Annotated in this window: 17 protein-coding genes; 7 read left to right on the top strand and 10 right to left on the bottom strand. The window is 57.7% G+C overall.

All coding sequences use genetic code 11. The features are described from left to right. The first annotated feature begins 34 nt into the window (after positions 1–34). Positions 35–1180, top strand: coding sequence for an ion channel (locus BLV11_RS13470; protein WP_091815329.1), 1146 nt, complete (start codon positions 35–37; stop codon positions 1178–1180). Between the two features lie 166 nt (positions 1181–1346). Here BLV11_RS13470 and BLV11_RS13465 read toward each other — a convergent pair whose 3' ends face one another. The 6 genes from BLV11_RS13465 to BLV11_RS18230 form a co-directional block, all read right to left on the bottom strand. Next, positions 1347–2183, bottom strand: coding sequence for a CYTH domain-containing protein (locus BLV11_RS13465; RefSeq protein ID WP_091815326.1), 837 nt, complete (start codon positions 2181–2183; stop codon positions 1347–1349). A gap of 108 nt (positions 2184–2291) precedes the next feature. After that, complete coding sequence (locus BLV11_RS13460) at positions 2292–3224, bottom strand: porin (RefSeq protein WP_091815323.1); 933 nt, start codon at positions 3222–3224, stop codon at positions 2292–2294. Positions 3225–3774: 550 nt separating this feature from the next. Then, positions 3775–4233, bottom strand: coding sequence for a D-aminoacyl-tRNA deacylase (gene dtd, locus BLV11_RS13455; protein ID WP_091815320.1), 459 nt, complete (start codon positions 4231–4233; stop codon positions 3775–3777). Between the two features lie 87 nt (positions 4234–4320). Then, positions 4321–5283 (bottom strand): prolyl aminopeptidase, encoded by a 963-nt coding sequence (pip, locus tag BLV11_RS13450; protein WP_091815736.1) that lies wholly within the window; start codon positions 5281–5283, stop codon positions 4321–4323. A gap of 137 nt (positions 5284–5420) precedes the next feature. Next, positions 5421–7232, bottom strand: a complete 1812-nt coding sequence (gene typA, locus BLV11_RS13445; RefSeq protein ID WP_091815317.1) for a translational GTPase TypA — start codon at positions 7230–7232, stop codon at positions 5421–5423. A gap of 62 nt (positions 7233–7294) precedes the next feature. Beyond that, positions 7295–7750: a hypothetical protein gene (locus BLV11_RS18230; RefSeq protein WP_139173239.1), complete on the bottom strand. Its 456-nt coding sequence runs from the start codon at positions 7748–7750 to the stop codon at positions 7295–7297. Between the two features lie 41 nt (positions 7751–7791). On the opposite strand from BLV11_RS18230, the gene glnA reads away from it, so the two are divergent. From glnA to ntrC, 4 genes are all read left to right on the top strand, one after another. After that, positions 7792–9195, top strand: a complete 1404-nt coding sequence (gene glnA / locus BLV11_RS13440; RefSeq protein WP_091815314.1) for a glutamate--ammonia ligase — start codon at positions 7792–7794, stop codon at positions 9193–9195. A gap of 162 nt (positions 9196–9357) precedes the next feature. After that, complete coding sequence (locus BLV11_RS13435; protein ID WP_091815309.1) at positions 9358–9882, top strand: DUF4124 domain-containing protein; 525 nt, start codon at positions 9358–9360, stop codon at positions 9880–9882. Positions 9883–10135: 253 nt separating this feature from the next. Then, positions 10136–11218: a nitrogen regulation protein NR(II) gene (glnL, locus tag BLV11_RS13430; protein WP_091815305.1), complete on the top strand. Its 1083-nt coding sequence runs from the start codon at positions 10136–10138 to the stop codon at positions 11216–11218. Further along, on the top strand, positions 11215–12642 hold the full coding sequence (ntrC, locus tag BLV11_RS13425; RefSeq protein ID WP_091815301.1) for a nitrogen regulation protein NR(I): 1428 nt from the start codon (positions 11215–11217) through the stop codon (positions 12640–12642). Before glnL ends, ntrC begins: the two co-directional genes overlap by 4 nt. Positions 12643–12777: 135 nt before the next feature. On the opposite strand, the gene BLV11_RS13420 is transcribed toward ntrC, so the two are convergent. Next, entirely contained in the window at positions 12778–13860 is a 1083-nt protein-coding gene (locus BLV11_RS13420; protein ID WP_091815298.1) for an MBL fold metallo-hydrolase, read from the bottom strand. A 33-nt stretch (positions 13861–13893) separates the two neighbouring features. After that, complete coding sequence (locus BLV11_RS13415) at positions 13894–14916, bottom strand: NAD-dependent epimerase/dehydratase family protein (RefSeq protein ID WP_091815295.1); 1023 nt, start codon at positions 14914–14916, stop codon at positions 13894–13896. A gap of 125 nt (positions 14917–15041) precedes the next feature. On the opposite strand from BLV11_RS13415, the gene BLV11_RS13410 reads away from it, so the two are divergent. Continuing rightward, on the top strand, positions 15042–16040 hold the full coding sequence (locus BLV11_RS13410; RefSeq protein WP_091815291.1) for an AraC family transcriptional regulator: 999 nt from the start codon (positions 15042–15044) through the stop codon (positions 16038–16040). 82 nt (positions 16041–16122) lie between these two features. Here BLV11_RS13410 and ssb read toward each other — a convergent pair whose 3' ends face one another. Both ssb and BLV11_RS13400 read right to left on the bottom strand, forming a co-directional pair. After that, entirely contained in the window at positions 16123–16665 is a 543-nt protein-coding gene (gene ssb / locus BLV11_RS13405; protein ID WP_091815733.1) for a single-stranded DNA-binding protein, read from the bottom strand. Between the two features lie 82 nt (positions 16666–16747). After that, positions 16748–18115 (bottom strand): MFS transporter, encoded by a 1368-nt coding sequence (locus BLV11_RS13400; RefSeq protein WP_091815287.1) that lies wholly within the window; start codon positions 18113–18115, stop codon positions 16748–16750. A 219-nt stretch (positions 18116–18334) separates the two neighbouring features. Between BLV11_RS13400 and uvrA the strand changes: the two genes are divergently transcribed. After that, the gene (gene uvrA, locus BLV11_RS13395) at positions 18335–21154 is read left to right on the top strand and encodes an excinuclease ABC subunit UvrA (RefSeq protein WP_091815284.1); all 2820 of its coding nucleotides are present in this window, start codon (positions 18335–18337) and stop codon (positions 21152–21154) included. Positions 21155–21191 lie beyond the last annotated feature (37 nt).

The following is a 21191-nucleotide window of genomic DNA, read 5'->3' as shown; positions in this document are numbered from 1 at the left end:
ATGACCCTGTCGGGCAGGCACCAACTGGACCACCATGCAACGAGACCGACGCCCTCTCAACCCTGAACACCAATTGTCGCATTTGCCGATGGCAGGCATCATCCGTGCCCGGATGAAACGACTGTTTCTGTTCCTCGGGCTTTTGCTCGTGTGCCAGACTCTGGTGTTGTGGACCGTGGAGGAGTTGACCCTGTTTGAGGCGGCCTGGCTCACCATGACCACCGTCGTCACCGTGGGTTATGGCGATTATGCGCCACAGACCGCCATCGGCCGAATCAGCACCATACTGGTGATGTTTGTCGCAGCCATCACACTGATGACCCTGATCATCAGTGACTTTATCGAGTACCGTTTTTACCGAAGGGAACGCATCTTAACCGGACGCTGGATCTACAAAATGAAAGACCATATCCTGATCATCAACACCCCACGGCACGGCGGGGAGCAGTACTTCACCCGCATTGCTTCGCAGATCCGCGCCGTCCCTGGCTATGAAACGGTCCCCATCCTGATTCTGACCCGCGCCTACCCCAATGGGTTGCCATCGGAACTGGCAGACAACGGCCTGATTCACTACCACGGTACCGGCAGTGACGGCGCCGCACTGAAAGCCGCTCACGCCGGCGATGCCCGCCACATTCTGGTTCTGGCGGATGACGAATCCGACCCCACGTCCGACAGCCTCACCTTTGATGTCTGCCACCGACTGAGCGAAGCCAACCTGGGCAATCGGGTCATTGCCGAAATCGTACGGGACGAAAACCGGCCCCGGTTCGCTCAACTGGGCGTTAAAACCATGATCCGCCCCGTTCGCACCTACCCGGAAATCATGGTCAAGGCCGTTGTCGCCCCAGGCTCAGAGCGGGTTCTGGAGGACATGTTCAACTACGAGGAAGATCATCCGCACCGCTACAATCTGGTACTCGACGACCTCAATTGGGCCGATATTGTCAGTGCGCTCATTCGCCATGGCATAGGTACCGCGCTGGCCTACATCAATCACGACAACGAAGTGATTTGCCACCCGGAGGTTACAAAGGAAATTGAGGGTAAGGGCCTGATTGTGCTCGTGAAGTCCAAGGACACACCAAGCCTTGAGATCGTCAAGGAAGCGCTGGACCGATACCGGGCGTTTGTTGAGAGGTGGCAGGAAATGCAGGAACGTAATGGGAGCGCCTAGCTGGACCAGGCCCGAATCACTCCGGTTCGCGGCAGCCTAGGGAGCGTCTTGCGCCGCCCTCGAAAGCGCATCCCTGCACCTATCGAGCTCCGCGGCAGCCATACCACTGCGACAACGCCCCCCTGATCTGACACCACAATCGCTGGTAATAGCGCCAAGGCAGGCGTTACCCCAACAGGGCAAGCTGGAATGCTCCCAGGCTCAACACCTTCGTTCGGTCTGGGGCGGCCCTAAACCGCTCAAACGCCAACGCTTCCGAAGCTGAAGCGACATTCTTGAAACAGCTCTCAACCTCGCTCATAGCGACTGCCAGCTCATTGGTTACTGCCCCGTTGAGCCAAAGTACACTCACCCCATGAAAGAAACGGGTCACAACATCCGCGTCGTCGGCCAGCGCTTCAGGCTCATGCAGCCCTGCCAGGTGATAGCCCTGCTCCGCCTTACTGATCAGATTGATAAAAAACGGTACTTGCTCTGCCACCTGCCGAGCCCAATACAGCAACCGGGACTCATCACCGGACTTCAGCTCAAACTCGAGTTCACACAGAGGCATGACATGGCCTGCAGCCTTGATTTCACCGCTATCGAAGGCACACTCAATCAACGCCTCACCATCGTCCAACATCACGATCTGACGTTCGAAGTTAGTCTCAAAGACCGCCGTCAGGGTAGAGAGATCCAGATCATCAGCAAGGGGCGTACCGGCCAGCAGGGACAGATCAAGTGCAGTCGTGGGCACCGGCCACTCCCACTCCTGGCGGCGATGAGCCCCGTTAACGAACTCGCCCTGTGTTTTCAGGGTCTGAATATTTCGGTCACCTGCCTGGCGCATACGCAGGGCCGCACGGCGCTGGTTCAGGTCTGCCTGCGGGGTATCGAAATAGGCGTTGATCAATGTCTTGCAGGCACCTGCCGAAGCTTCTGGCTGCGCCATTAACCATTGATGAGCCTGACGGGACATGTCAGGAGAAAGGGTAAGCTTTATTTCCAGTTCCTGAGCCATAAAAGACGGGCCTTGCTACCGAGAATTTTCCCGCCAGCATACACAAAAAAAACGGCGACCCGAAGGTCGCCGTTTCTGTTACTTCAACTAACTCAGCAGAAGGCTGGATCAGAAGTAGTAAGTAGCACCGATAACAGCCTGGGTAACGTCAGTGTCGCTAGTACCGTCGTCCAGGTTGGTCAGGTAGCCTTCAACGTATACGTACAGGTTGTCGGAAACGTTGTGCAGCGCCTGGGCAGAGATGGTAGACACTTCGTTATCAGTGTTGTCCTCAGAAGCCATCTCGTAGGACAGAGCGAATACGTTGGCGCCCATGGTGTAGCCACCGAATACGCCCCATACGTCGCCTACGTCTTTACGATCCTGGTACTGAGCAGTCAGACGCAGATCACCCATGGCGTAGGAACCACGCAGGCCGTAGGTGTTTTCATTGTTAACACCGTCAGGGCTGTCGTTGGAGTCCATAGCCACAGCCACTTCCAGAGCATCAATCTCATAGGTAGCAGCCAGCTGGTACGGGTAGGACTTTTCAGCGTTCTCAGCGTCGCCGTTGTACTGAACAGCACCGTGCAGCTTCAGGCCTGCAAAGCTTGGAGAGCTGTACTGGATCAGGTCGCCTTCACCAGTCTCGTATTCGCCGCCCAGGTTCAGAGCGCCGTACTCGAAGTAGTTGGCGATTTCGTCGATGGCAGTTTCGTAAGTGGAGTCGTCAGAACCCACCCAAACCTTACCGAAATCACCTTTCACACCGATGTAGGCCTCGTCCAGGCTGGACAAGCCAGTGCTGCTACTCTTGTCGTCAGCGTCGAATTCCAGCTCGGCCTTGAAGAAGCCAGTGATGCCCGGAGCGATTTCGTGCTCGTGCTTGATGCCAATGGTGGAACCGTTGTCTTCCAGAGCAGAACCGTGACCGAGGTCTTCAACGTCGGTGTACTGGGTTGCCAGCTGGATGTTACCGTAAACAGTCGGCATACCTTCGGCCATGGCTGCGCCGGAGAATGTAGCCGCGGCGATAGCAGATGCGATGAGCGTCTTTTTCATGTTGCGTCTTCCTTTTTTGAGTTAACTCAGGTTTTAGCGTCGGGTTTTACCCGTTTTTCTAATGACTTCAACAATCAAGCCAAGAACGCGCCCAATTGTGTGTCGTAAACATGTCACTTTCGTGACAAATAGTAAATGGAGACCTACGCGTTCTCGCGAACCGTATTAGGGCAGCCACCCTGCGAACATCGCGGCCTACCCCACACCCAACCGGCTCTGTGTCCGTTACACGTTGGGCGATGCCACCATCGACTCTTTTTATGTCAGTCACTTACAACTCTTAGTTAAAGAGCTGTGTGATGAACCTTTTTTAATACAAAGAATTCCTATTTGCAAACATTTATACCGGTTTTTTTAGTCCGTTTTGTGACACAGTTTGGCGGGTTTATAGCCATACAGGTTGGCAAAGCCATATTCAAATCAGAGGCCAAGTGAAATATTTCCGTAATATTTCAGATAGATAAAATATTAAAACAAGATGAGCGGGCCATGCCGAATGATGTCCCGACAAAATGACGCACCAAATTGGCCCCTTCTAACCTGTTGCGCCCTATTTTGAAACCGCGGGCGCGTCCAGCATAAACGTGACCGGCCCGTCATTGATCAGGAAGACCTGCATATCAGCGCCAAAACGGCCTTCCCCCACCCGGTCACGACCCAAAGCCTCTCTGGCAAGCGACACAAATCGGGAATACAGCTCACGAGCCCGCGCAGGTTCTGCAGCGGTTGAAAAACCCGGACGGGTACCGGAGCCGGTATCCGCCGCCAGGGTGAACTGAGGAACGACAAGCAAGGACCCGCCAATATCCCGCAGGCTGCGATTCATTCGCCCCTGCTCGTCCGGGAACACTCGATAGGAAAGTATTTTCTTGCAGAGAACATCGACCTGACCAAGACCATCGTTGCGCTCAACACCCAGCAACAACAACAATCCCGCCGGAATCTCGGAGATCCGTTCCCCATCCACGGAAACGCTCGCCTGAGTGACTCGCTGTATCAATCCTTTCATACATATCCCGCAACTTCCTGAGAAGGCAGGATTCTAGCCATCACGCCTGACAGTCGCAAGGGCAGCCCGTTACCACCATAGTGGAAGCTACCCCGCAGACTTGTCCACCTTTGCCATGACATCATCCACTGCCCGAATCAACGCATCGACAATGGCGGGTTCGGACGCCGAGTGACCGGCATCGCGAATGATCCGCAGATCCGCCTCCGGCCACACCTTGCTCAGGGCAAAGGCATTATCCAGCGGACACACCATATCGTAACGCCCATGAACAATGACACCTGGAATACCTTGTAGCGCCGCGGCATCCTTCAGGATTTGACCGGGCTCCAGAAAGGCGTGGTTCATGAAGTAATGGCATTCAATTCGCGCCAGCGCGATGGCCACATGGGGATGCCCGAAGCGATCGACCACCGCGGGGTTCGGATGCAGTGTCGCACAGCGCCCCTCCCACACCGACCATGCTTTGGCAGCCTGTATCTGTTCCAGTTCATTGCTGCTGGTCAACCGGCGGTAGTAGGCCGACACCATGTCCGAGCGTTCATCCACTGGAATCGGGGCCAGGTAATCCTCCCAGTAATCCGGAAAAACCCGGCTGGCGCCTTCCTGATAAAACCAGCGAATGTCCTCAGGGCGACACAGGAAGATGCCCCGCAACACCAATCCCAGCACCCTTTCCGGGTAGGCTTCCGTGTAGACAAGGCTAAGGGTCGAGCCCCAGCTCCCGCCAAACAGCAGCCATTTGTCGATGCCCAGAAACTGGCGAACCTGTTCCATGTCGGCCACCAGATCAGCGGTGGTGTTGTTATCCAGTTCCGCCAACGGCGTGGATCGACCAGAACCACGCTGGTCCAGCAGAATAATCCGGTAACGCTCCGCATCGAAAAAACGCCGGTAATAGTCCTCACAGCCCCCGCCCGGACCACCGTGCACCACCAGCACCGGGGTACCGGCCGGGTTCCCGCTTTCTTCAAGATACAACTCGTGGACCCCGCCCACTTTGAGGCGGTGACGGGCGTTGGGTTGAATATCCGGGTACAGATTCAGCATGTCGGGGGCCATGGCGTTACAGAAAGTGTCATCGCTGGAGTATGGCACGAAATCCGCTCGCCTGCCCTGCAGGCCATACACGAAAAAGGCGGCCCTGATGGCCGCCTTTTCATTACCGCTCGCTTGACGCGCCAGCGTTACTTCTTGTGAGCGCGCTTACGCTCGTTCTCACTGAGAAGCTTCTTGCGCAGACGAATCGACTTGGGCGTTACTTCAACCAGCTCATCGTCATCGATAAACTCGAGCGCCTGCTCCAAGGTGAACTTGATGGGCGGAACCAGTCCAATGACCTCGTCCTTGCCAGAAGCACGCATATTGTCGAGCTTTTTACCCTTGGTCGGGTTAACAACCAGATCGTTATCACGACTGTGAATACCGCACAGCTGGCCTTCATAGATTTCCTGGCCAGGATCAAGGAACAGCTTGCCACGGCTCTGCAGAGTTTCCAGCGAGTAGGTCAGCGCGGTTCCGGTCGCCATGGACACCAGCACGCCGTTCTGACGATTGGTCACCTCACCCACCTTGATCGGGCCGTAATGGCTGAAGGTGGAGGTCAGGATACCGGTGCCCGAGGTCATGGTCAGGAAGGTGTTCCGGAAACCAATCAGGCCGCGGGCAGGAACCGTATACTCAAGACGCATACGACCCTTGCCATCCGGCGTCATGTTGGTCATATCGCCCTTACGCAGCCCCATCTGCTCCATCACTGAACCCTGATGCTGCTCCTCGATGTCGATAATGACATTCTCGTACGGCTCCTGCTTGACGCCATCCACCTCTTTAATGACGACTTCCGGACGACCCACCGCCAGCTCGAAGTTCTCCCGACGCATATTCTCGATCAGCACGGACAGATGCAGCTCACCACGACCGGATACTTTGAACTTGTCCGCAGAGTCACCTTCTTCAACACGCAGTGCAACGTTGTGCAGCAATTCCTTGTCCAGACGATCTTTGATATTACGGCTGGTGACGTACTTGCCTTCCTTACCACAGAAGGGCGAGTCGTTAACCTGGAACGTCATGGACACGGTCGGCTCATCCACCGTGAGAGGCGGCAGCGCTTCGACGTTAGACTGGTCACAAAGGGTATCGGAGATGTACAGCTCATCCAGGCCGCTGATGCAAACGATATCGCCCGCCTGAGCCTCTTCAACTTCAACCCGCTGCAGACCGGAGTGCCCCATGATCTTGAGAATACGACCCTGACGCTTCTTGCCGTCAGCACCGATTGCCGTCACCGGGGTGTTGGTCTTGACCTTGCCCCGCATGATGCGACCAATGCCGATAACACCCAGGAAGCTGTTGTAATCGAGCTGGGAGATCTGCATCTGGAAAGGACCGTCCAGATCGACAGAAGGCGCCGGCACATGGTCAACGATCGCCTGGAACACAGCGTCCATATTGTCGTCCAGATTCTCATGATCCAGACCGGCAATACCGTTCAGGGCACTGGCGTAGACAATCGGGAAGTCCAGCTGCTCGTCAGTGGCTCCCAGGGCGTCGAACAGATCGAACACCTGGTCAACCACCCAGTCCGGACGTGCGCCCGGACGGTCAATCTTGTTCACCACCACAATCGGGCGCAGACCCGCTGCAAACGCCTTCTGGGTCACAAAACGGGTTTGCGGCATAGGACCGTCGATGGAATCAACCACCAACAGCACACAGTCCACCATGCTCATCACCCGCTCTACTTCACCGCCAAAGTCGGCGTGTCCCGGGGTATCAACGATGTTGATATCGTAGCCGTTCCATTTCAGCGCGGTGTTTTTCGCCAGAATGGTAATGCCACGCTCTTTTTCCTGGTCGTTGGAATCCATAACGCGCTCGTTTTCGAGCTCTTTGCGATCCAGCGTACCGGAAAGACGCAACAGCTTGTCCACCAGGGTGGTTTTGCCATGGTCAACGTGGGCAATAATGGCGATATTACGAAGTTTTTCTATCACAACTGTATCCTGCGGCAAGCGTAACGACCTGAGAGGGTCCCATGGAGGTGGCGAAGCCAGCCTCACGCATGCCGTCTCAAATCCAAAATAAGTGGGTTTGGTCTGTCAGTGTTACAGACCTCTTCGCCACCATTAATGACGAAGCAAATAAAGCGGCGCGAATTATAGCTGAAACTCGGTGGTGAGAATATGAAGAAATAGTGCGTACAGTCCCTTGCAGCACATTTGCACCATATTGGTGCTTCACCTTCATTTTTGCACCATTTTGCATCACTCCAACACAGCGGGCGTCGGCCGCACTTCCCACGGTAGCGCCAAAAACGCCCAAGAATGCTGATCTTGCGCCGTTCTGGAGCATCAAAATAAAAGTGGCAAGCAGTTTGCTTAATGTTCGGCAGCCATTTTTGAAGGTAAGCTATCGCCGCTTCTGCTAAGCTGCGCAAACCTGATAAATCGGCCGGGATCAGGCCCAACCTCAGGATTGGCTCAGATAGAAGTGTCCCCGGCGCAACGAACATAGAAAACCCCGCACTGCGGGTAAACCAACGGAGCTTGCATAATGTCCAAGACGATTGATCTGATCAAAGAACACGAAGTGAAGTGGATCGACCTGCGTTTCACCGACAGCCGCGGTAAAGAGCAGCACGTTACCCTGCCGGCGTCGGAAGTCAACGACGACTTCTTCACCGATGGCAAGATGTTTGATGGCTCCTCAATTGCTGGCTGGAAAGGCATCAACGAATCCGACATGATCCTGATGCCGGACGACAGCAGCTCCGTGCTGGATCCGTTTACCGAAGAAACCACCGTCAACATCACTTGTGACATCGTTGAGCCGACCACCATGCAAGGTTACGAGCGCGACCCGCGTTCTGTTGCGCGTCGTGCTGAAGAGTACCTGAAGTCCACCGGCATCGCTGACGGCGCCCTGTTCGGCCCGGAGCCTGAGTTCTTCGTCTTCGATTCCGTGAAGTGGAATGTCGACATGAGTGGTGCGATGTACTCTATCCACTCCGAAGAAGCCGCCTGGGTATCCGGCGAAGATTTCGACCGTAACAACATCGGTCACCGTCCGGGCGTGAAAGGCGGCTACTTCCCGGTTCCGCCGGTAGACAGCCTGCACGACCTGCGTGGCGCCATGTGTGCCGCCATGGAGTCCATGGGACTGGAAATCGAAGTACACCACCACGAAGTGGGTACTGCCGGTCAGTGCGAAATCGGCGTTGGCGCCAACACTCTGGTCAAGAAGGCCGACGAAGTACAGATCCTCAAGTACTGTGTACACAACGTCGCTCACGCCTACGGCAAGACCGCAACCTTCATGCCCAAGCCCCTGGTTGGCGACAACGGTTCCGGCATGCACGTTCACATGTCCCTGAACAAAGATGGCAAGAACATCTTTGCCGGTGACGGCTACGCTGGCCTGAGCGAAACTGCCCTGTACTACATCGGCGGTATCATCAAGCACGCCAAGGCCATCAACGCCTTCACCAACTCTTCCACCAACAGCTACAAGCGTCTGGTTCCGGGCTTTGAAGCACCGGTTATGCTGGCTTACTCCGCCCGTAACCGCTCTGCCTCCATCCGTATCCCGTACGTAAACAGCGCCAAGGCCCGTCGTGTGGAAGTTCGCTTCCCGGATCCTGCAGCCAACCCGTACCTGGCCTTCGCTGCCCTGATGATGGCTGGCCTCGACGGTATCCAGAACAAGATCCACCCTGGCGATGCCATGGACAAGGATCTGTACGACCTGCCGAAGGAAGAAGCAATGGCGATCCCGACCGTTGCCGAAACCTTCCAGGAAGCCCTGGACGCTCTGGAAGCCGATCACGAGTTCCTGACCCGTGGCGGCGTGTTCACCGAAGACATGATCGGCGGCTTCGTTGACCTCAAGCGCGGCGAGATCGAGCGTCTGAACATGACCACTCACCCGATCGAGTTCGACATGTACTACTCCTGCTGATCCCTGAAGGAATCAACAGATGTCGAAAGCCCCGCCTTGTGCGGGGCTTTTTTATGGTTTGCAAACCGGTTAACGCTTTGTAACGCAAAGGGAAAGCGCAGCCGTTGCAAAGCTGTCGATCGCTGCCGATAATCAATCTGACAATGAGAACGGAATAACGCCATGACCTTCATAACCGGATTGATTGCCAGCCTGCTCGTACTGACCGCCGCCCCGGCCAGTGCAGAGATCTATCGAAATGTGGACGCTCAGGGTAATGTCACCTACTCCGATGAGCCCAGTTCCGGCGCTGAAGCCATTGAAGTGGAGCCGGTCACCACCATCACCCTGCCCAAGCTCGAAGATGTCACTGCTCCAGCAGCACGCCCGCAGAGTAATGAGCCCGCGGCCGACACATACAGCGACTTGCGCATTGTCGCGCCTGCCAACGATGAGGCCTTCCAGTCCGGCAGCGGCGACGTCGCCTTCCGGGTAACCAGCAACCCAGCCCTGAGGCAGGGGCACAAGTATGAGATCACCCTGGATGGCCAGCCGGTTGGCCAAAGTACCTCCAGCGACATCAGTGTACGCAATGTCGATCGGGGCACTCATCAGGCCATGGTCTATATCATCGATCGCAACGGCGCTCGCATCCAGACCGGCGCAGGCATCTCCTTTACCATTCACCGCCCGTCAACCCTGAACTAAACAACAGCTCAACGCCCCCTCTCAAAAATCGCATGCACTTTTTCGGTGCATGCGCACCGAAAAAAAGCAATACTCTGATCAAGGCTAGGGCGCTAGCCAGTGGCGAGCCCTGCGTTGCGCCAGCCTGTCGCAACAAACTGGCGACCCAGAACCACTTTAGGGCCCCGCTCCGCTGTTTTTTGCACCGAATTATCCCTCGCGTCCAAAGTGGTTCGCTTTTTGCAGCATTGCATCCCACAGTAAGGGGAACTTCATGGCAACTTCGTCTGGATACAAACAAATACTGGACAATCTGACGACCGCGGTACTGGTACTTGATCCCAGACTCAACGTGCAGTACCTGAACCCGTCGGCAGAAAGCCTTTTTGAAACCAGCGTCACTCGCATGAAGGGCGTACCGGTGGCTGACCTGCTGGTGGAATCAGAAGAGGCGCTGGACACCCTGCACGCCGCAGCCCTGAACGGCCAGTCTTACACCAAACGCGAGGCCGAGTTCCTGTTGACCAGTGGTAACCGGCTGACCGTCGATTACTCCGTTTCCCCCATCAACAGCGACCCGCTGGAACTGCTGCTTGAGATTCAGCCCCGGGATCGGCTGCTCCGTATCAGCCGCGAGGAGGACATCATCTCGCAGCAGGAAACCAGCCGCATTCTGGTGCGTGGCATGGCCCACGAAATCAAGAATCCGCTCGGCGGTATCCGTGGCGCAGCACAGCTTCTCGACCGCGAACTCGTTGATGAAGGCCAGAAAGAGTATACCCAGATCATCATCGACGAGGCCGACCGCCTGCGCAGCCTGGTCGACCGCATGCTCGGCCCCAACCGTGCACTCAAACTTGCCAGCACCAATATCCATGAGGTACTGGAACGGGTGAAATCCCTGCTTGAAGCCGAAGGCCGCGGCCGCATCCGCTTCCAACGCGATTATGACCCCAGCCTGCCAGAGTTCCTGGGGGATAAGGAACAACTGATCCAGGCCTTTCTGAACATCGCCCGCAACGCCATGGAAGCGGCTTTTGAACACCAGCTGCAGGCGGAAGGTGCGGAGATGCCGACCATCACTCTGCGTACCCGGGCGCTGCGTCAGTTCACCATCGGCCATACCCGCCACCGACTGGTGTGCCGGGCAGATGTGATCGACAACGGCCCCGGCATCCCGCCAGACCTGTTGCAGAATATTTTCTACCCAATGATCAGCGGCCGCGCCAGCGGCACTGGCCTGGGACTTTCGATTACGCAAAGCATCATCGGACAACACCGCGGGCTCGTTGAATGTGAAAGCGAACCCGGCAAAACTGACTTTATAATCTTCCTGCCTCTGGAGGACCTCAAATGACCCAACCGGCAAACGTCTGGATCATCGACGATGACCGAAGCATCCGCTGGGTACTCGAACGCGCTCTGACCCAGGAGGGCATGCAGCCCCGGGTATTCGACAACGGCGAAAGCATCATCATGCGCCTGGAGCATGAGCAGCCGGATGCCATCATCAGCGACATCCGCATGCCCGGCATCGACGGCATTACCCTGCTGTCGAACATCGTCGAGCGCTACCCGGATCTTCCGGTTATCATCATGACCGCCCACTCCGACCTGGAAAGTGCCGTCACCAGCTACCAGACCGGCGCCTTTGAATACCTGCCAAAGCCGTTCGATGTTGATGACGCTGTGGCGCTGGTCAAGCGCGCGGTGGCCCACAGCCATGAGCGTCGGGCAACGACCGAACCGGTGGTCGATAACAGCCAGCGCAACACCGAAATCATCGGTGAAGCCCCGGCCATGCAGGAAGTGTTTCGCGCCATTGGCCGCCTGTCCCACTCCAATATCACCGTACTGATCAACGGCGAGAGCGGTACCGGCAAGGAGCTGGTCGCCCAGGCGCTGCATAACCACAGCCCCCGCGCCAGCCATCCGTTTATTGCGCTGAACATGGCGGCTATTCCCAAAGATCTGATCGAATCGGAACTGTTCGGCCATGAAAAAGGTGCGTTTACCGGCGCCGGTGCCGCCCGTCAGGGCCGCTTTGAACAGGCCAATGGCGGCACCCTGTTCCTGGATGAAATCGGTGATATGCCCGCCGACACCCAGACTCGCCTGCTACGGGTCCTGGCTGATGGCGAGTTTTACCGGGTTGGCGGAACAACGCCAATCAAAGTCGACGTCCGCATCATTGCGGCTACCCACCAGGATCTGGAAAGACTGGTCAACGACGGCTCGTTCCGGGAAGACCTTTTTCATCGCCTGAATGTCATCCGGGTACACCTGCCAAAACTGGCCGAACGGCGGGAAGACATTCCCCGCCTGATGCAGCACTTCCTCAAGCGGGCCGCCAAGGAGCTGGCCGTGGAGCCCAAGCTGCTGCGCCAGGAAGCGGAAGAATACCTCACCACCCTGCCCTGGCCGGGTAACGTGCGGCAGCTGGAGAACACCTGTCGTTGGCTGACCGTGATGGCCAGTGGTCGCGAAATCCATATCGATGACCTGCCTCCGGAACTGCTTGAACAGGCCGATGCTCCACCGACTGGCCAGACCTGGCAGGAAGGGCTGCGCAGCTGGTCCGAGCAGGAACTGAAGCGGGGGCACAAGGGAATCCTCGACACCGCCGTGCCCGAATTCGAGCGCATCATGATCGAGACCGCCCTGAAACACACCGGTGGTCGCCGCCGCGATGCATCCATCCTGCTCGGCTGGGGTCGTAATACCCTGACCCGAAAGATCAATGAGCTGGGCATGGACAGCGAAGGGCATTCCGATGAGTAACCCAGCCCTGGCCATCAGAACCCGCCGTGGCGGAATTCCTCACAACGACCGGATTCGGGCTCAGTAGGCGGGGACAACCCTGCCCCGGACCAGGTCCGGGGCATCTCATTTGCCAACGTTCTCGACGTGGCAACGTTACGCCGTTTCAGCCCGGCGCTTTTTCGTCAGCGCGCCATGCCTGGCATGACCGACATAAAACGCCGGTTTGGCACCGGGAAACGCCCAGAACGGCGTCATTTCAGAAGACGGGAACACGTTTGGAAAGCGGGAATCCCGAGCCGACGGCCCGGCAATGGTCTTCTCCTGCACCATCGAAATGTACTGATCAATGGCATTTTCCAGGGTGTTGCCATTAATGATGACTTCCGTCCCGATGGTCTTGGCGTATTCAGCCACACCGGCGGCGGCGGAAAGCTCAGGTGCGTAAGCATCGACTGAGACACCGTTTTCGCTCGTCACCCACAGTCCTTCATCCGTATGCGTGACAATGGAATGATTACCTTCGGTATGCCCCGGGGTATGCACCAGTGCAATGCCGTCACCCAGCTCGATCGAACCATCGAAGCAGTGCACCTTATGCTCAGGAATACCCCGCACTCCGTTAGGGCAGTACCAGTCCGCCTGATAAGGGTTGAGGTCCCGGACTGACTCCCACTCCCGCCAATGAACCAACAGTTTGGCATTGGGGAAGAATGCTTCGTGTTCGTCACTTCCCAACCACCGACGAACTTCCTGCGTGTGAAGGTGATCGTAGGTGATGTAATCCACGTCTTCCGGCGCCAGGCCGATACGGGCCAGAATTTCCGGAACCGTGGAGTGGCGTTTCACCACCAGCCGCTCCAGCATTTCCGGCGACTTGTCAGCCAGACGGCGAAAAAACGGCGTTTCGACGTTGTGTTCGTGATCCGAAGGACTGACCAGTAGGGTCTTGAGCCCGTCGTCGGTATCAAACTGCACCACAAACATACGGTTGCGGATATGCAGATACTCCACATAACGCTCCCGTGAGAAGGCATTCCGCAAGCCATAGCGGCTGGGGTATGGCACGGTAACGAGGTCAAAACTTTCAAAGTAACGAACCTTTTTCCCGGCAAGCATGTCCTTACGAAATTCCCGGGCAGCCGCCCGGGTGTCCTCGACTCGGGCCTGCTGCCCCGGCGCCTTGCGGCAACCATCGAAATGGGTGATCTGCTTGAATTGGGTGTTTGTTGCTTTCATATTTCCGCTCTCTATCACCTTCGGTATCTTGTTTTACGCGATCTCTCCGATTTCACGGAGCCAGTCTTCCGACCGGCGCATGCCCTCAGCCAGCGTGACCCGGGGATCAAAACCGAGTCGGGAGCGGGCTTTGGCGATGGAGTAGCCGCCCGGACGGGCAAACATCCGCATGGCATCCGGGGAGGCTTCATCGTCGCGGCCCAGCTTCTGATTGAGTTTCCAAAGCGCCGTGGTGACCGCCAGGGCCGCTTTCAGCGGCATGCTACGCGGGTAACCCTTGCGGCCAGACCAACGCCAGTGGTGACCAAAAAAGTCGCGGCAGGTAACCGGCTCATCGCCCCACAGAATAAAGATCTGGCCGACACCTTCGGGCAGCCCTGCCGCCAGCAGGGTGCCGTCAACCAGGTCATCGATATACACCGGAGTAAAGGTATGGCGTCCGCCGTCTGGCAAAATCAGCAACCCGGAACGCGCCATCTTGAGCGGTTCCAGCAGCCAGGCACGGGAACCCGGACCATACACGTCGCCCGGGCGAATGATGGTGCATTCGATCTCGCCGGCAGCATGGGCAGCCAGCACCACATGCTCGCTGGCGCCTTTGGCAACGCCATAGCGATAGTGATCGCCAATCAGCACCGGGGTGGTTTCATCGGCACCGTCAGGGTAATCCCAGCCCAGCGCGGCAATAGACGAGAAATGTACAAAGCGTTTGGCGCCAGCAGCAATGGCCACATCCAGGGCATTACGAACCCCGGCCAGCGAGCCCTCGCGGTATGTCTGCCAGTTCGCTGACAGTGACACCACCGCAGCGGTATTGATGAACAGATCGCAACCGTCGGCATGCCGGGCCCAAGTCGCCGGTTCCGCCAGATCGCCCGCAACAATCGCGTTCGCCTCGTCGGCAAACAGATCCATGCCACGAACTTCACAGCCCAGCGCACGATAACGCTCCGTGAGCTTGCGCCCGATAAATCCGCCAGCTCCGGTAATAAATACCCGTGCAGGCAACACCGGTTGCTGCCCGTCAGTGCCGACTGGTGGCCTTGGCTTCCCCATATCCCGTCTCCTTTATTGTTCATATTGCAATCAAGGGAAACAGTTTAGATTGAGAATGCAGGCTTTACTTGATATTTTGCGAGCACCAATTTGATAATTTGCGAAAGCCCCCTGAAGAGCCCCTTATGAAGCACTTTGTCCGGGCCGGCTCCCTGCTGGGTTACCCTGAGCAGGTTCGCCGCTATGGCCACAATCCGACCGAACTGTTGCAACGGGTTGGCTTCAGGCCATCCGTGCTGCATGACCCGGACCTGTACATCCCCTATGAGCACTTAGCTGAACTGCTGGAGATCACCGCTGCGACCTGCCAGGCCCCCGACTTTGGCTTGCAGCTTGGCGTGCGACAGGGACTGGAGGCCGTCGGCGCCCTCGGCTCCGCCCTGTGTCTGCAGCGCACCGTTGCGGATGCCATGACACTGATGCTGAAGAGCGTGGACTTTCACGCCCGTGGTGTCCGCATCGACACCCACCTCGACCCCGAGTGGATCGAGCTCAGCATGCACTTTGCCTTTGCCCGGGAGATTGCCTGCGACCAACTCACCCAGCTCAGCATGGTGCTGCTGACCCGGGGCATCGAGCAGTTGCATGGGCGCCCCGACCGACCGGCCCTGGTTTGTCTTGTCAGCCCTGAACCCGAAAACGTAGCGGCGTTTGAGCAGGGCTTCGGCTGCAAAGTAATGTTCGGTCAGAATGAGAACCGGGTGCGCTACCCTACAGCGGGGCTTGTCGTGCCGGTCAATGTCGATCCGGCGCTGGGGCAGCGGCTGGGCAACCAATGGCGAAAAAACTGGCAGCAAAGCCGGGAGGTGACGCTGATCCAGCAGGTTGAAAGAGCCATCACCGCCTTGCTTCCCACCGGTGAATGCAACCTGGACATGGTAGCCCGACTGGTCAGCATGCATCCGCGCAGCCTGCAGCACCAGTTGAAAGAGGAAAGCAGCAGTTTCGGCGAAATCCTGAAGGCCAGCCGTCTGCGCCTGGCCTGTCAGCATCTGGAACAGAGCGACATCAGCCTCACCACCCTGGCGCTGAATCTTGGGTTCTCAGAGCTCGCCGTCTTCAGCCGGGCCTTCAAGCAATGGACCGGAAGTTCACCCCGGGCCTGGCGCAAGGCCGCCTCCTAGCCCCGCAAATCGTAACCACAAAAAAAGGCCTCAGAAACTGAGGCCTTTTCGTCATCATCGACAGAGTCCGATAACGTCCCGATCAGAAAGGGATATCGTCATCAAAATCGTCAACCGGCTCAGGCATGTTCTGCGGGGCCGGCTGGCTGTAACCACCGCCCTGACCACCCTGAGGAGCACCGCCTTGCTGTTGCGGGGCGGGCTGATTGTAGGACTGCTGCTGGGGACGACCGGCCGGCGCACCGCCCTGGTTCATACCCATGCCACCGCCTTCACCGCCGCGGCTGTCCAGCATCTGCATCTGGCCATTGATGTCGACCACGATTTCAGTGGTGTAACGGTCCTGACCATCCTGGCCCTGCCACTTGCGGGTCTGCAGCTTGCCCTCGATGTAAATCTTGGAGCCCTTGCGCAGGTACTGGCCAGCGACTTCGGCAATCTTGCCGAACATCACGATCCGGTGCCATTCGGTCTTCGGGACCATCTGGCCGGTCTGGCGATCCTTGTAACTCTCGTCTGTTGCCAGAGTCAGGTTAACGACCGCATTGCCGTTCGGTGTGTAACGGGTTTCCGGGTCCTGCCCCAGGTTACCGATGAGAATTACCTTGTTAACGCCTCGTGCCATGATCAGCTCCCGAATCTGCCAGATACTTTCACCAGCCATCCCTGGCCAGCAATCAGTGTTCTATTCACTAGTTGAAATTGCTTCAGGATGAACCTTGCCGGACAAAGTCATAGACCGCAAGAGACTCTTCCTCAAACTGTTCACGATCCACCTTGAGATAGGCGGTGTCCGTGCCTTCCAGCACCACCACATCCCGAACACCGGGATGTCCCCGCAAAGCGGCATCCACGGCGTCGGCATCCCGTCCCGAAATATCGCGCAATTTTACCACGAAACTGGAGGTATAGCTTGGGCTCGGCATGGTCAACGCCAACGCCAGCCAGCATAACAAGACGGCCACCATCGGCCAGACCACACCGGATACACCACCCTGCTGCAACAGCAGCCCGCCGATGGCACCGCCGACAAAGGCACCGAGAAACTGCGAGGTAGAATACACGCCCATCGCAGTGCCCTTGCTGGCCGCCGGGGCCTCCTTGCTGATCAGCGAGGGCAGGCTGGCTTCCAGCAGGTTAAACGCCATAAAGAACAGGAACAGGACACCCCAGGCCACCCCAAGGCCCGTCGCCACCACTTCCAGCCCGGCGGTGGCGACTGTCAGCAACAGGATCGCCCCCGACAGTACCTGCTTCATCTTGCGTTTTTTCTCGCCAATGATGATGAACGGCACCATGGCGAAAAACGAGGTCACCATAACGGTCAGGTAAAACCACCAATGGGATTGGGTGGCCAGCCCCAGCTGATCTTTCAGCACCAGCGGCACCACCAGGAACAGGGCCGTCAGCACCAGGTGTAAGGCAAAGATACCGAAATCGAGGCGTAACAGGCGGCGGTCACTGAGGACCTGGGACAACATAGCCTTGACCGGCCGGGTGTCCGCATTGGCTTGATGCTGGTGCGGCGTCGGTACTACCCGGTTAACAATAAGCAGAGCGACCAGAGCCAGCACCGCGGTGACCAAAAACAGCCCGGACAAACCGAAGGAGGCCGCCAGCAACGGCCCCAACACCAGCGACACCGAGAACGATACACCGATGGACATGCCCACCGTTGCCATGGCCTTGGTGCGCTGTTCCTCACGGGTGAGGTCACTGAGCAACGCCATCAGCACGCTGGCAATGGCACCACTGCCCTGCAGCACCCGTCCGGCAATGACGCCGTAGATGGAATCGGACACCGCCGCCAGCAGGCTCCCGGCCGCAAACAGCACCAGCCCGATGTAGATCATTCGCTTGCGGCCAACCCGGTCCGACAACAGACCGAACGGTACCTGCAACAGGGCCTGACTCAGGCCGTAGGCACCAATGGCCAACCCGATCAAAGCGGGGGTGGCTGACTCAAGCTCGTCCCCCAGCAGGACAAACACCGGCATGACCATGAACAGCCCCAGCATACGCATGGCATAAACCGAAGCCAGCGCCGCCACTGAGCGCTTTTCAAGAGCATTCATACAACAACGATTCCTTGGTGAAAGTCGGTCAAAGACGAACCCGGACACTGCACCAGTATCCCGCCAGACCGGAAAGCGCGCATTGTATCAGAAGCCTGGCAACCGAGGCAGTTCACCGAAACAGCCAATGACCCGAGCGTGACCGATCCGGCTGACAACTCACTTAGCGGGCGTATAGGGAACACGGTATACTTCCGCTTTTGTCTGCCCGGGGGCACTATGGACCGTATTCAAGTCAAAGGGGCGAGAACCCACAACCTGAAGAACATCGACCTGGACATGCCACGGGACAAACTGATCGTGATCACGGGTCTGTCTGGTTCTGGCAAGTCCTCTCTCGCCTTCGACACCCTCTACGCTGAAGGCCAACGGCGCTATGTAGAATCTCTCTCCACCTACGCACGCCAGTTCCTGTCGATGATGGAAAAGCCCGACGTCGATCACATCGAAGGCCTGTCACCGGCGATTTCCATTGAGCAGAAGTCCACCTCCCACAACCCCCGCTCCACCGTCGGTACCATTACCGAGATCTACGATTACCTGCGCCTGCTCTTTGCCCGCGCCGGCGAACCCCGTTGCCCCGATCATGACCTGCCACTGGAAGCACAGACGGTCAGTCAGATGGTCGACCAGGTACTGGCCATGCCCCAGGACAGCAAACTGATGATCCTGGCGCCAGTCATCCGCGACCGCAAGGGCGAGCACCTGCAGGTCATCGAGACCATGAAAAGCCAGGGCTTCATTCGCCTGCGCATCGACGGCACCGTCTACGATATTGATGATGTGCCGGCACTGGACAAGAAGCGCAAGCACCAAATTGATGTGGTGGTGGACCGGTTCAAGGTCAAGCCCGGGCTGGAGCTGCGGCTGGCTGAAAGTTTTGAAACCGCCCTGGAACTGGCCGACGGCATTGCCCTGGTCGCACCAATGACCGGCGATGGCGAGGAACACACATTCTCTGCCCGTTACGCCTGCACCCAGTGTGGCTATGCCCTGAGCGAGCTGGAACCGAAGATTTTCTCCTTCAACAACCCGGCTGGCGCCTGCCCGACTTGTGACGGCCTTGGGGTGAAACAGTTCTTTGATCCCGAGAAAATCATCCAGCATCCGGAGGCGACCCTCGCTGAAGGCGCTATCAAGGGCTGGGACCGCCGGGCGGTCTATTATTTCCAGCTGCTGAGCAGTGTTGCCGAGCACTACGGCGTCGACATGGACACCGCCTTTGTTGACCTGCCGGACGACTTCCGCCAGACCATCCTGTATGGCTCCGGCAACGAGGATATTTCGTTCCGCTACGTCAATTCACGCGGCCATGTCATGGAGAAGGCTCACCCCTTCGAGGGTATTCTTCCCAACCTGGAGCGCCGCTACCGGGAAACCGACTCCCAGAGTATGCGCGAGGAACTGGCCCGACACCTCAGCCAGCAGCCTTGCAAGGAGTGTAACGGTTCTCGTCTGCGCCGCAGCGCCCGCCATGTGTTCATCGAGAAAAACAACCTTCCGTCCATCACCCACCTGCCCGTCGGCGAGGCACATGATTATTTTGAGACCCTGACGCTGCCGGGCCGCAAGGGCGAGATTGCTGAAAAAATCCTCAAGGAAGTGCGTGAGCGCCTGCAGTTCCTGGTCAATGTCGGTCTTGAGTACCTGACCCTTGAGCGCAGTGCCGATACCCTCTCTGGTGGCGAAGCCCAGCGCATCCGTCTGGCCAGCCAGATTGGTGCCGGCCTGGTGGGTGTCATGTACATTCTTGATGAACCGTCCATCGGTCTTCATCAGCGCGACAATGACCGACTGCTGGCGACCCTCACCCATCTGCGGGATCTCGGCAATACCGTGATTGTGGTGGAACACGATGAAGACGCCATCCGTGCGGCCGACCATGTGATCGACATCGGTCCCGGGGCCGGTGTCCACGGCGGCCAGGTCATTGCCCAGGGCACCCCCCAACAGATCATCGAGTCTTCCGAATCCCTGACCGGGCAATATCTTTCCGGTGTAAAACAGATCGAGGTGCCCGCCAACCGAAATCCGGGCAATGGCAAGACCCTCATCCTCAGCGGGGCCACTGGCAACAACCTGCAGAATGTCACCCTCAACATTCCCCTGGGGATCATGACCTGCATTACCGGCGTGTCCGGTTCCGGCAAATCAACTCTGATCAACGGTACCCTTTACCCGGTCGCGGCGGCCCGGCTGAACAAGGCGACCAGCCTGAACCACGCTCCCTACGACAAGCTCCAGGGGCTGGATCAGCTGGACAAGGTCATCGACATTGACCAGAGCCCCATTGGTCGCACTCCGCGCTCCAATCCCGCTACCTACACTGGGCTGTTCACCCCGATCCGCGAGCTGTTTTCCGGCACCCAGGAAGCCCGCTCCCGAGGCTACAAACCCGGACGTTTCAGCTTCAACGTCAAGGGTGGCCGCTGCGAGGCCTGCCAGGGCGACGGCGTCATCAAGGTGGAAATGCACTTCCTTCCGGACGTGTACGTGCCCTGTGACGTGTGTAAGGGCAAGCGCTACAACCGGGAAACCCTGGAAGTCCGTTACAAGGGCAAAAATATCCACGAAGTGCTTGAAATGACGGTGGAGGAAGGCCGGGAATTCTTCGATGCGGTGCCATTTATCGCCCGCAAGCTGCAGACCCTGATGGATGTCGGCCTGTCCTACATCCGTTTGGGCCAGAGCGCGGTGACATTGTCCGGCGGCGAGGCCCAACGGGTGAAGCTGGCCAAGGAGCTGTCCAAGCGCGATACCGGCAAGACCCTGTACATTCTTGATGAACCCACCACGGGCCTGCACTTCTACGACATCCAGCAGCTGCTGAATGTACTGCAGCGCCTGCGGGATCACGGCAACACCATTGTCGTGATTGAGCACAACCTGGATGTCATCAAGACCGCTGACTGGATCGTCGATCTGGGCCCTGAGGGCGGCTCCGGCGGGGGGCAGATCATTGCTGAAGGAACCCCGGAACAGGTGGCAGAAAGCCCTGTCTCACACACCGGACGTTATCTCAAACCAATGCTGAAATAATCCGGCCCAGAAAAAAACGGCGACCACCTGGGGTGGC

Origin of the sequence: Marinobacter mobilis (genome assembly GCF_900106945.1) — a bacterium.
Lineage (GTDB): Bacteria > Pseudomonadota > Gammaproteobacteria > Pseudomonadales > Oleiphilaceae > Marinobacter > Marinobacter mobilis.
This window is presented reverse-complemented; position numbering and strand designations above follow the sequence as displayed.

Bases quoted from the DNA above. Each gene is read 5' to 3' on its own strand.
- dtd (WP_091815320.1), bottom strand. From the start codon at position 4,233: ATGAAAGGATTGATACAGCGAGTCACTCAGGCGAGCGTTTCCGTGGAT.
- glnA (WP_091815314.1), top strand. From the start codon at position 7,792: ATGTCCAAGACGATTGATCTGATCAAAGAACACGAAGTGAAGTGGATC.
- ssb (WP_091815733.1), bottom strand. From the start codon at position 16,665: ATGGCACGAGGCGTTAACAAGGTAATTCTCATCGGTAACCTGGGGCAG.
- BLV11_RS13400 (WP_091815287.1), bottom strand. From the start codon at position 18,115: ATGAATGCTCTTGAAAAGCGCTCAGTGGCGGCGCTGGCTTCGGTTTAT.
- BLV11_RS13410 (WP_091815291.1), top strand. From the start codon at position 15,042: ATGAAGCACTTTGTCCGGGCCGGCTCCCTGCTGGGTTACCCTGAGCAG.
- BLV11_RS13420 (WP_091815298.1), bottom strand. From the start codon at position 13,860: ATGAAAGCAACAAACACCCAATTCAAGCAGATCACCCATTTCGATGGT.
- BLV11_RS13460 (WP_091815323.1), bottom strand. From the start codon at position 3,224: ATGAAAAAGACGCTCATCGCATCTGCTATCGCCGCGGCTACATTCTCC.
- pip (WP_091815736.1), bottom strand. From the start codon at position 5,283: ATGCTGAATCTGTACCCGGATATTCAACCCAACGCCCGTCACCGCCTC.
- uvrA (WP_091815284.1), top strand. From the start codon at position 18,335: ATGGACCGTATTCAAGTCAAAGGGGCGAGAACCCACAACCTGAAGAAC.
- BLV11_RS13465 (WP_091815326.1), bottom strand. From the start codon at position 2,183: ATGGCTCAGGAACTGGAAATAAAGCTTACCCTTTCTCCTGACATGTCC.
- BLV11_RS13415 (WP_091815295.1), bottom strand. From the start codon at position 14,916: ATGGGGAAGCCAAGGCCACCAGTCGGCACTGACGGGCAGCAACCGGTG.
- BLV11_RS18230 (WP_139173239.1), bottom strand. From the start codon at position 7,750: ATGTTCGTTGCGCCGGGGACACTTCTATCTGAGCCAATCCTGAGGTTG.
- ntrC (WP_091815301.1), top strand. From the start codon at position 11,215: ATGACCCAACCGGCAAACGTCTGGATCATCGACGATGACCGAAGCATC.
- BLV11_RS13435 (WP_091815309.1), top strand. From the start codon at position 9,358: ATGACCTTCATAACCGGATTGATTGCCAGCCTGCTCGTACTGACCGCC.
- glnL (WP_091815305.1), top strand. From the start codon at position 10,136: ATGGCAACTTCGTCTGGATACAAACAAATACTGGACAATCTGACGACC.
- BLV11_RS13470 (WP_091815329.1), top strand. From the start codon at position 35: ATGCAACGAGACCGACGCCCTCTCAACCCTGAACACCAATTGTCGCAT.